At 34.2% G+C, this 11411-nt stretch carries 9 protein-coding genes; 8 read left to right on the top strand and 1 reads right to left on the bottom strand.

What is annotated here, in order from left to right; genetic code table 11:
* Positions 1 to 327: 327 nt before the first annotated feature.
* On the bottom strand, positions 328 to 1344 hold the full coding sequence (locus ACHRV0_RS12255) for an LLM class flavin-dependent oxidoreductase (RefSeq protein ID WP_395441026.1): 1017 nt from the start codon (positions 1342 to 1344) through the stop codon (positions 328 to 330).
* A gap of 174 nt (positions 1345 to 1518) precedes the next feature.
* Here ACHRV0_RS12255 and ACHRV0_RS12250 point away from each other — a divergent pair, with 174 nt between their 5' ends.
* The 8 genes from ACHRV0_RS12250 to kdpA all read left to right on the top strand — a co-directional run bounded on the left by ACHRV0_RS12250 (position 1519) and on the right by kdpA (position 11177).
* Positions 1519 to 2034: a DUF2975 domain-containing protein gene (locus ACHRV0_RS12250; protein WP_395441025.1), complete on the top strand. Its 516-nt coding sequence runs from the start codon at positions 1519 to 1521 to the stop codon at positions 2032 to 2034.
* Positions 2035 to 2036: 2 nt separating this feature from the next.
* Entirely contained in the window at positions 2037 to 2243 is a 207-nt protein-coding gene (locus ACHRV0_RS12245; protein WP_012024053.1) for a helix-turn-helix transcriptional regulator, read from the top strand.
* A gap of 115 nt (positions 2244 to 2358) precedes the next feature.
* Entirely contained in the window at positions 2359 to 3243 is an 885-nt protein-coding gene (locus ACHRV0_RS12240) for an ABC transporter ATP-binding protein (protein ID WP_395441024.1), read from the top strand.
* A 4-nt stretch (positions 3244 to 3247) separates the two neighbouring features.
* Positions 3248 to 6787, top strand: a complete 3540-nt coding sequence (locus tag ACHRV0_RS12235; protein WP_395441023.1) for a M1 family aminopeptidase — start codon at positions 3248 to 3250, stop codon at positions 6785 to 6787.
* 314 nt (positions 6788 to 7101) lie between these two features.
* On the top strand, positions 7102 to 8451 hold the full coding sequence (locus tag ACHRV0_RS12230; protein ID WP_395441022.1) for a sigma-54-dependent transcriptional regulator: 1350 nt from the start codon (positions 7102 to 7104) through the stop codon (positions 8449 to 8451).
* Between the two features lie 367 nt (positions 8452 to 8818).
* Positions 8819 to 9100 (top strand): hypothetical protein, encoded by a 282-nt coding sequence (locus tag ACHRV0_RS12225; protein WP_129024076.1) that lies wholly within the window; start codon positions 8819 to 8821, stop codon positions 9098 to 9100.
* A 173-nt stretch (positions 9101 to 9273) separates the two neighbouring features.
* The gene (gene kdpF, locus ACHRV0_RS12220) at positions 9274 to 9351 is read left to right on the top strand and encodes a K(+)-transporting ATPase subunit F (protein WP_073099479.1); all 78 of its coding nucleotides are present in this window, start codon (positions 9274 to 9276) and stop codon (positions 9349 to 9351) included.
* A gap of 104 nt (positions 9352 to 9455) precedes the next feature.
* On the top strand, positions 9456 to 11177 hold the full coding sequence (gene kdpA / locus ACHRV0_RS12215; RefSeq protein ID WP_395441021.1) for a potassium-transporting ATPase subunit KdpA: 1722 nt from the start codon (positions 9456 to 9458) through the stop codon (positions 11175 to 11177).
* Positions 11178 to 11411 lie beyond the last annotated feature (234 nt).

Below are 11411 nucleotides of genomic sequence, written 5' to 3'. Positions count from 1 at the left end.
TGAGTTTTTAATTTTATCTCTTATGAAAACGGATGCCCTAGCCCCGATAGCAGCGGAAATCCTTTTGCTTTTTCCTTTAAAAAGCAAAAGATTGCAGCGGATAGCGGGATTTAGCTCCTTATACATATTAAAATCTCAATTCTGATCGTTTAAATCAAATTTTCAATTTTATCTATCTTATGCATTAGACGCACTGCGGTGCATCTTTACAAGAAAATTAGAATTTGATTAATCCTATACATATATATGTATACAAAAAACAAACCCGACAGGTTTTAAAAACCTATCGGATTATGGAAATAAAATCTACTCTTATATATAGTATACTTATATATGTATACTTTCGTTTAAGTTATCGATAGCTTCTTTTGTGATTTGAATGCTTTTTAGTTTTGCCTGATGATCAAAGATCGGGCTTGTTACCATTAGTTCGTCTATTCTTGCATAGTCAATGAACTTTTTCAAATCGGTTATTAATTGTTCTTTGTTTCCTGTGAAGGTTCCTGCTGTCATTTGATTCACGTGGAAACGTTCTTGCTCATTCATTATATCGTCTAATGATGGAACCGGCGGCTGTAAACCTTTGCGGTCGTTTCTAATTAGGTTCAGAAACATTTGATACAAACTTGTAGACAATAGTTCTGCTTCTTCGTTTGTGTCTGCTGCAATGATATTGACGCATGCCATTGTTTTTGGCTTGTCTAAATATTCTGAAGCTTGGAAATTTTCTCTGTAAAATTCAAATGCTTGAATCATTAGCTTTGGAGCAAAGTGTCCGGCAAAGGCGTAAGGTAATCCGTAAGCTGCTGCTAAAGCTGCGCTGTCCATACTTGATCCTAAAATCCAAATTGGTACTTTTAGGCCTTCGGCTGGGAATGCACGTACTTTTCCTGTTTCATTTTCGCTTGAAAAATACTCTTGAAGTTTGCTTACGTTTTGCGGAAAACGCTGTGCCTGCTCAAAAAAGTCTTTACGAATTGCTTCGGCAGTTGGCTGATCTGTTCCGGGCGCTCTTCCTAAACCTAAATCGATTCGGTTGGGATAAAGCGTTTCCAGTGTTCCAAATTGTTCGGCAACTACTAAAGGAGAATGATTCGGAAGCATAATTCCGCCGGAACCTACTCGGATATTTTTTGTCTGACTTGCCACATAACCAATTAAAACAACTGTTGCTGTACTTGCAACGTGTGCCATATTGTGATGTTCTGCAAGCCAAAACCGCTTGTATCCTAAAGTATCTGCTAATTGTGCTATGTCTTTTGTTTTTTGAAATGTTTCTGTGGCATTGCTATCTTGAGTTATAATAGCGAGCTCTAATAATGAGACTGAAATTGGGTTTTTCATATAAAAAAATGCTAGTCTACAAAATTAACTCATTTATACGGATGCCTTTTGTTTTCGAATGTTAATAGATTTATAATATTCTCTAAAATACACAACCAAGCAATTTTTAATAATTAATTATTGTTTTACGATAATTAATTATACATTTGCAATATCAATCTAACTTTTCATTATATGAAGACAACTCATATTGTATCTAGAATATTATTTTACTTTACCCGTTTTTTGGCTGTTGTTTATTTCTTTTTAGCTGTATATTCTGTTTTTACTTTAACAACAGGATTATTTTTGACATTTAAAGATCACGGAAAGTATTTTCAGGTTTGTTATCCGTTTACTACTCATCCAATAATGTTAGGCGATTACAATCTGCCGTATATTCTTTTTGATTTTTTGGCTCCGCTGAGTTTATACGGACTTTTCTTTTTATTGAGCAGTAATGTTTTCAAAGTATTTTTTCAGCCGAAACTGTTTACTCAAAATGGAATTTCTCATTTAAGGCGTTTCTATTTGTCCAATTTATTAATCCCAAGTATTGTAATTTTTGTGGCTTTCTTTTTTGTTCCGCTGGATAATGAAGTTTCGCTTTTTATTCTATTGCACGGAATGCTGGGTGTTTTTGCTTACTTTTTAGCGGCCATTTTTAAACAAGGTTTAAACCTTCAGAACGAACAAGACTTATTTATATAACTATGCCAATAATTGTAAATGTTGATGTAATGCTTGCTAAACGCAAGATGCAGAGTAAAGAGTTGGCAGAAAAACTAGATATTACGCCTGCCAATTTATCGATTCTAAAAACTGGAAAAGCAAAAGGAATTCGGTTTGATACTCTCGAAGCTATTTGTAAAATATTGGATTGTCAGCCTGGCGATATTTTAGAATACGTGGCAGAATAGCTTTCTTTTAAATCTTATTTCACTCTTAATAAATCGGTTTTTGAAGCCGACAGGTATTCTATTGCCTAATTTTTTCAAATCATATTTTAATTCAATCATCTAAATCAATCAAAAAATGAACAGTTTATCAATCCAAAATCTCAGCAAAACGTATGAGAACGGCACAAAAGCGATTGACAATTTATCGCTTGAAATTACAAACGGAATGTTTGGTTTACTCGGACCAAACGGCGCTGGAAAATCGACTTTAATGCGAACTATTGTCGCTTTGCAGGAACCGACTTCGGGAATTATTGAATTTAACGGAATTAACATTCTGGAAAATCCAATGTTCATCAGGCAAAATTTGGGTTATCTGCCTCAGGAATTTGGCGTTTATCCTAAAATTTCTGCTTATCGCCTACTCGATCATTTAGCGGTTTTAAAAGGAATCGTTGATAAAAAGGAACGTCACGATCAAATTTTGTATCTATTACAGCAAACGAATTTATTGCAACACAAAGACAAAGCGGTTCATTCTTTTTCCGGCGGTATGCGTCAACGGTTTGGAATTGCGCAGGCTTTGTTGGGAAATCCGAAGATTATTATTGTGGATGAACCTACTGCGGGACTTGATCCGGAGGAAAGAAACCGATTTAATAATTTGCTGAGTGAAATTGGCGAAAGTATTATCGTAGTTCTATCGACTCATATTGTAGAAGACGTTCGTGATTTATGTCCAAAAATGGCCATTATCTCTAACGGAAAATTGATTTTGGAAGGAAAACCAAATGAAGCGATCGATTCTTTGAAAGATAAAATCTGGATGAAGGCGATTACTAAAACAGAACTAAAGGATCATCAATCGAACTTTAATATTATTTCGTCCAACTTAAATTCAGGGAAAATCAATATTCATGTTTTCTCAGATGAAAGGCCAGATTCTGGTTTCGAATTGATCTCGCCCGATTTAAGCGATGTTTATTTTAGTGTTTTAGCTCAAAATCAACTTAAAAATTAAGGTTATGCTTTCTAAATTAATTCAATTTGAATGGCATAACAATACCAGAAGCTGGACTTTTTATGCCATGTTTATCATTTATTTGGTTTTAGGATTTTTTGTGAGTGCTTTTGCGAACTTCTCTTTTTCGGGTGCTTACAAAAATAGTCCGTACGTATTGACTTATGCGATTGGTCTGATTTCATTGATGACGATATTTTCGATTACACTTCAGGTTGCGCAAAGTTTTTTAAAAGAATATGAAACGAAATTCGATTCGATTATTTTCTCCGCTCCTATTTCTAAGTTTCATTTTTTGGCTCCAAAATTTATTACGGCATTTATAATCGCCGTAGTTTCTTTTGGAATGTTTATCGTCGGGATGATCGTTGGACATCAAATGTCGTGGCTTTCTAAAAGCGAGATTGGTCCTTTTGAAATTATAAATTATCTCTGGCCGTATTTTGTCATTGTGATTCCGAATATTTTCCTGTGCCTTTCGATATTGACTGCTTTGGCCTGGCTTACTAGAAGCAAACTCTTTATTTATGTTGGAGGTTTATTAATCTACATCTTATACATTGCGGGTTCGATTTTTTCTAATTCGCCCATCTTTGCAAATGCTTCTCCGTCTTCGGCGAAAGCCATGTCTTTGTCCGCAAAAATAGATCCGTTTGGTTTGGGAGCGTTTTTAGAACAAACAAGATATTGGACTGCAATTGAAAAAAATACCGAATTGGTTTCGCTTTCTGGCAACTTTTTATTCAACAGAATGCTGTGGTTTTCTGTTGCGATACTTTTACTTTTTGTCTCGTATCGATTGTTTTCCTTCCGAAAAACGAAAACTAAAAAGATAAAAACCTCAAAAACTATTTCAAAACAAGCAAAAGTACTTTCTTCGGAAATTCCAAAAAACATCGAATTCAAAACTTTCAGACATAATTGGGCGGTTTTTAAAAGCAATATCAAGCTGGATATTTTTTTAGTTCTAAAAGGAATTCCGTTTTTATTGATTGTTCTTTTGTTTTCGGGATTATTGGCAATCGAAATTTCGGATGAAATTGACGGCGGAATCCGATTAGCGGAAAAAATTACGGATACGGCTTTGATGATTTCCACGATAATGGATCGTCTGCCGTTTATTCTAATTTTAATTCTCCTTTTTTACAGCAGTGAATTAGTAAACCGAAGCGAAAATTCGAGATTTGAAATGCTGGAAAATACCGCACCGTATTCTCAATTTGTAGTTTTACTTTCGAAATTGACGGCACTTTTTATTATTCCGTTAATCATTATCAGCATTAGTATTTTGATTGGATGTGCCTTTCAGATTGCGAATGCGAATGCTCCAATCGAAATTGGGCTTTATCTTTCTCTATTTTATTATCTTGGTTTTCCGTTGTTGTTGATCTCGATTTTGGTAATTGCGATTCAGACTTTTATTAAAAATAAATATATCGGACTTTCAGTTGCGTCTTTTATATGTCTTCTGTTTTGCACCGGAATTGGAGAGCAATTGGGAATTTCACATCCCTTACTTCGATTTGGAGATGCTTTTAAAAGAGAATATTTTGATTTGAATGGTTTCGGAAAATACACCCTTCCTTTTCATATTTCGATGTTGTACAATTTCGGATTGGCTTTACTGCTTCTTACTTTGACTGGAATTTTATGGAAAAGAAATGCTTCAATTGTAAAAACCTTTCGAAGAAATTCATTTAATGACTTTCAGAAAGCAACTTTCTTCTTGGGAATTATTCTTTTTATTGGTTTTGGAAGTTATCTTTTTTATAAAACCAATCTCGAATATCCATATTTGACCGAAGAAGACCAGAATAACTGGAGCGAGAAATATGAAACTCAATTTAAAAAATACACTAATCTGCCTCAGCCCACGATCGTTTCTGTAAAAAGCAAAGTAGATTTATTTCCTGAGGAAAATCGTTATGAAGTAAAAGGTACTTATGAATTGATCAATAATTCTGAAAAACCTATCGATAGTTTACTCCTATATATAGATCGAAATTCGAAACTGACTTCTGTTGAAATTCCGGATTCGAAAAATCTGGATGATGTTTCGGCATTTCAGCATTATTGGTATCGATTGGAAAAACCTTTAGAACCTCAGCAGAAAATGAAAATGAGTTTTTCATTTGAGTCTTCGTGGTCACCATTTAAAGGACATACTGCTTTTAATTCTATAATCGAAAATGGCTCTTTTATGCGAATAAGCCGTTACTTTCCGCTTTTTGGTTATCAGGAATCGAATGAAATCAGCAGTAAAAAAGAACGTGCGAAAAGGCATTTGAAACCGCAGACGCCTCTTAAAAAACTGGAAGACAAATCGGAAATTAGATATGATTTTGTTGATTATGATGCTGTGGTTTCGACTTCTAAAAATCAAACAGCGATTGGCGTTGGGGATTTAATTGGAAATTGGACAAAAGACAACCGCAATTATTTTCATTATACATCTAATGGCAAAATTCCGTTTCGATTTGCCTTTTCTTCCGCCGAATATGAAATCCAAAAAACGAATTATAAAGGTATTTCTATTGAAGTTTTTTATGATAAAAGGCATTCCAGAAACATCAAAAAACTAATTCAGGATGTAAAAAACACTTTAGATTACTGCCAGAATAACTTTGGAAAATATCCGTACAAAACGATTCGTTATGCCGAGGTTTCGGCTTTCGCCGATGGATTTGCGGCGACTTCTTATCCGTCGACGGTTTTTATGAAAGAGAATTTTGGATTTTACAGCAACCTCAACAATAAGGATAAGGAAGATGTAATTAATCAATTAACGGCTCATGAATTGTCGCATGAATGGTGGGGAAATTCACAGATCAATCCGGAACAAAAAGAAGGAAGCTGGATCTTGACCGAAACTTTGGCGCAATACACGGAATTGATGTTGTATGAAAAAGAACATGGCTTGGAAAAAGCGCTAGAAACTTTAAAAATTCATCTCGATTTATATTTGAGCAGTCGAAGTTATGATCCTGAAACACCTTTGTATAAAACGAATTATGAAACTCCCCATTTGCCTTATGACAAAGGAATGCTGGTGATGCATCAGCTCCGTGTTTTAATTGGCGAGGAAAAAGTAAATCTGGCTTTGAAAAATTTCCTGAATCATAATAAATATCCAAATCCGTTTCCTGATTCTGAAAGTTTATTAAAGGAAATTTATGCTGTTGCAAATGTTAAACTGCATACTAAATTGGATGAAATGTTTAAGCAGATTATTACGTATTCGTCAAAAATAGAATGGGTTTCAAGTAGTAGAAAGAATGGCTTTTATGAAGTTTCTTTTAAAGCGGTTTCTGAAAAATTCAGAGAAAATGCAACTGGAGAACGAAAATCAATTGCAAACGATGCTACAATAGATATTGGAATTTATGATGAAAACGGAAAACTGTTTCGTTATCCTTTCACTATCAAAAACAATAAAATTGAAGGTAAAATCAAACTGAAAACAAAACCTCAACGCATTGTGATTGATCCGTATTTAATGAATATTGATACTTTTATAAAGGACAACGAGAAGGAAATCGATTAGTTTTTTGCCACTAATTTCACGAATTTTTAATTTTAGTTTTTCGCAAATGCTCAAAATAGCTCGAGGTTTCAACCGTGGGAAACGTTACGAATTGGGTGTAATTTATATTGTGTACCCGTGGTTGAATCCACGGGATATGTTTGAAATAAAAACAAGTCAAAAAATAGGAATTAGAGAAATTCGTGAATTGCTTCGCCTGTTCGCTGTCGCTCGAGTCGTGGCAAAAAATAATTTCCGCTGAATCAAAAAAGAGAACTGATTTTAAACCTAAATTTGTATATCAAAATACCAATTCGTTTTTAGCTTATCTGCAAATGACACACAAAATTTTAATTATAGACGACGAAGAAAAACTCAGAAGTCTTTTAGCGCGAATTATAAAATCAGAAGGTTTTGAAGTTATCGAAGCCAAAGATTTAAAATCGGGTTTAAAAAAACTGGAACAAACCGAAATAGATGTCGTACTATGCGATGTAAAATTGCCTGACGGAAATGGTGTCGATTTTCTTCAAAACATAAAAGGAAATTTCCCATTGACAGAAGTTATTCTATTAACGGCTTTTGGAAATATTCCAGATGGAGTTCAGGCGATGAAAAATGGCGCTTTTGATTATATCGTAAAAGGCGACGATAATGACAAAATTATTCCGCTTCTCTACAAAGCCGTCGAAAAAGTGCATTTGCAAAAAAAAGTGCAGCAACTTGAAAAACGAATCAATGATAAATATTCGTTTAAAACTATCATTGGAAAATCAAAAGGTCTTGAACAGGTAATTGATTTGGCACAAAAAGTATCTAAAACAGATTCGAGTGTTTTACTTACAGGCGAAACTGGGACTGGAAAAGAAGTTTTTGCACAAGCTATTCACGAAAACAGTAATCGTGCAGGAAAATCATTTGTGGCTTTAAACTGCAGTACTTTTAGCAAAGAAATTCTTGAAAGCGAATTATTCGGTCACAAACAAGGAGCTTTTACAGGAGCTTTAAAAGATAAAAAAGGTTTTATTGAAGAGGCAAACGGCGGTACTTTATTTCTAGACGAAATTGGTGAAATGCCAATTGATCTTCAGGCTAAACTATTACGGGTTTTAGAAACCAGCGAATATATTCCTGTTGGTGATACTACCTCAAAAAAATCAAACTTTAGATTAATTGCTGCGACAAACCGAGATCTAAAAACAGAAAGTGATGAACATCGTTTTCGTTCTGATTTGTATTTCCGTTTGAATATCTTCGAAATTAAACTTCCTTCTTTAAGAGAAAGAATCAAAGATATTCCAGTATTGACTCATTATTTCGTTAAACAGTTTTCTGAAAAAACGAATAAAAAAACATTACACATTGCAGATGATTTCCTGCATAAACTTGAAAATTATTCCTGGCCTGGAAATATCCGCGAACTTAAAAATATTATCGAGAGATCGGTTATTTTGAGTAATGGTGATACTTTAACTTCGGATGTTCTGCCTTACGAAATGCAGCATCAAGCAGAAAAAAGTTCAAAACCTATGTCAGCTTTCTCAATGCAGAGTGTTGAAAAACTTCATATTCAAAAAGTATTGAATTATACTAAAGGTAATAAAGCTGAAACGGCTAGATTATTAGAAATTGGGATTGCTACTTTATATAGAAAGTTGGAAGAATATGGAATAGAGAAAAATTAAATTCCAAATTTCAACTAAAATAGCAATGTCAATATTAATAGCAAATTCAATTTTCAAAGCTTCGGAGAAGCGTCATATTTATAGATTATTTATTGCCAATGATAAAAAGCTCCAGCGGAGCGACACTTAATATCACCCCTTTGGGGCTGTAATATCTGTACTTATTGTTTTCTATAAATATAACGCTCCGCTGGAGCTTAACAATAACATATCAAAACGAGAAAAGCTTATCAAAATGATAGGCTTTTTTTATGCCTTCTTTTTGGCACAAAACTACATTCCTTTTATTGACAACACTTTAGATACAACTTCATTTTTTCGGAACATATTTTGGCATAAGGAGAGAGAACATTAAAATTCATTCCAAATGAAAAACCAAGTCACCTCAATCTGCAAACAAGCTGAACGCTTTGCTGAGATAACCAAAAAATCTATTATTTCGGGTAATATAGTTCGGGCAAAAAAATGCCTGGCTCTTGCTGAGCGTCTATTTGTAACTGGAAGCATCGAAACTAAAAATGCCATTTCTAATGTGTATGTTTTCTCAGTTTCTTCTTTTATGGAAATGCGTCATTGCAATATTTCACATCTTTTTCCTCAAACGCTTAAAGCGGAATATATCAAGCAGATTAATGCATCGGGAGTATAAATATGTTGAATAGGTTAACTGTTTAATTGGTTAATCACTTCAACATAACCTAAAATCTGAATTCTTAAATCTAAAATAATTATCCTATGATCACTTTTCTTTTACTCGGGCTGGCCATTGTGCTATTTGCCATTTGTTTTTTATCAGTTGAATTTTTTGAAAAAATATAAATCATGACCGCACTATTTATCATTTCAATCGCTGTTTTCGTGTATTTGATTTATGTATTAATCAAACCCGAAAAATTTTAAATCATGTAAAAAGTGAAATGTTATATGTGAAATGTAAACGTAAATTTTATTCATCAATCCATTTTACAAATCACCCCTCATCTTTCACTAAAAAAATAAAAATTATGAACACAGAATTATTAGGCGTCATTGGTATTTTTATCTTAACTATTGTTTTAGCGATTCCTTTAGGAAAATATATTGCTAAAGTTTATTTGGGAGATAAAACACTTCTTGACCCGATTTTCAATCCAATTGAAAAAATTATTTTTAAAATCAGCGGTATAAATCCTGCCGAAGAAATGAACTGGAAACAACACTTAAAAGCACTTTTAAGTATAAACATGATTTGGTTCTTTCTTTGCTTTTTTATCTTATTATCTCAAGGTTCTTTACCTCTTAATCCAGATAACAACCCGTCTATGACACCTGATCTGGCATTTAATACTGCCATTTCATTTTTAGTCAATTGTAATTTACAGCACTATTCAGGTGAAAGCGGGGTTTCATACCTTTCACAAATAGTATTGATGTTTCTTCAATTTGTTTCTGCTGGTATCGGCTTGGCTGCGGCTGCAATGGTCTTTACTGCAATGAAAGAAAGAACTACTGAACAACTGGGTAATTTTTACAATTATTTCATCAAAAGCTGTACTCGTATTTTATTACCGCTTTCAGCAATTGTAGCAATCGCTTTAGTTTTTAGCGGAACTCCAATGACTTTTGAAGGAAAAGATGCTATTACAACTTTACAAGGTGACAAAGTAGAAGTATCGAGAGGTCCTGCTGCTGCTTTTATTGCTATTAAACATATTGGTACAAATGGCGGCGGATTTTTTGGAGCTAACTCCTCACATCCGTTAGAAAACCCGACTTATTTTACTAATGGAGTTGAGCTTTGGGCACAAATGATTGTTCCGTTTGCGATGATTTTTGCTCTAGGTTTTTATTTAAAGAAAAGAAAACTATCCTACATAATCTTCGGAGTAATGACAGTTGGTTTCCTATTATTAGTAACCCCGACAGTTATGAGCGAAATTAACGGAAATCCTGCCATCGAAAAAATGGGAATCGCACAGACAAATGGAGCGATGGAAGGAAAAGAAGTTCGGTTTGGGCCAGCAATATCTGGTTTTTGGAGTATTGCTACAACCGTAATTTCTACAGGTTCTGTAAATAGTATGCACGATAGTTCTATGCCTGTTTCTGGTGCAATGGAATTACTTGCTATGATGGTTAATGCTTTTTACGGCGGATGTGGCGTGGGTATTTTGAACTACTACATTTTTATTATTCTGGCGGTATTTATCTCTGGATTAATGGTTGGTCGAACTCCTGAATTTTTAGGAAAGAAAATCGAAGCTCGGGAAGTAAAAATAGCTGCTTTTATCGCCATTCTTCACCCTTTATTAATATTATCAGGAACTGCTTTAGCATCTTATTTCGCTGCTCATGATACTGCAATGGGTTATTGGTTTAACGGAAACGCAACGGGCTGGTTAAATAATCCTGGAAACCACGGATTCTCAGAAATGTTATACGAATATACTTCGAGCGCAGCCAACAACGGCTCTGGTTTTGAAGGTTTAGGAGATAATAATCCGTTTTGGAATATCACTACAGGAATTGTGCTGTTGTTAAGCCGCTTTATTCCAATCATTGGACCATTAGCAATTGCAGGTTTATTGGCTGGTAAGAAATACATTCCAGAGAGTGCAGGAACTTTAAAAACGGATACATCAATTTTTGGAATAATGACTTTTGCCGTAATCGCAATTATCGCTGCTTTATCATTTTTTCCAGCGTTGGCACTTGGACCTTTGGCGGAATATTTTACACTAAAATAAAAATGCTGGATATTTTAAACACATAGGAACATAGAATTTAACTCTTAAAAGAGAGTAAAAAGAAAACTCGTTTTTACACATAGCTGAAATAACAGATCGTTCATTCCTATTTTAATATAACCCGTCGTTTCAACCACGGGAAACGAATTGTGAGGACAAAGATTGTTACATACGTTGCGTCCCAGTGGTTGAAACCACTGGCTATGTTTACAATCTATGTGTTTTTTATCGCAT

Source organism: Flavobacterium sp. FlaQc-30 (assembly GCF_044005885.1).
Lineage (GTDB): Bacteria > Bacteroidota > Bacteroidia > Flavobacteriales > Flavobacteriaceae > Flavobacterium.
Note: the sequence above shows the minus strand (reverse complement) of the source record. Positions and strands in the feature narration are given on the sequence as shown.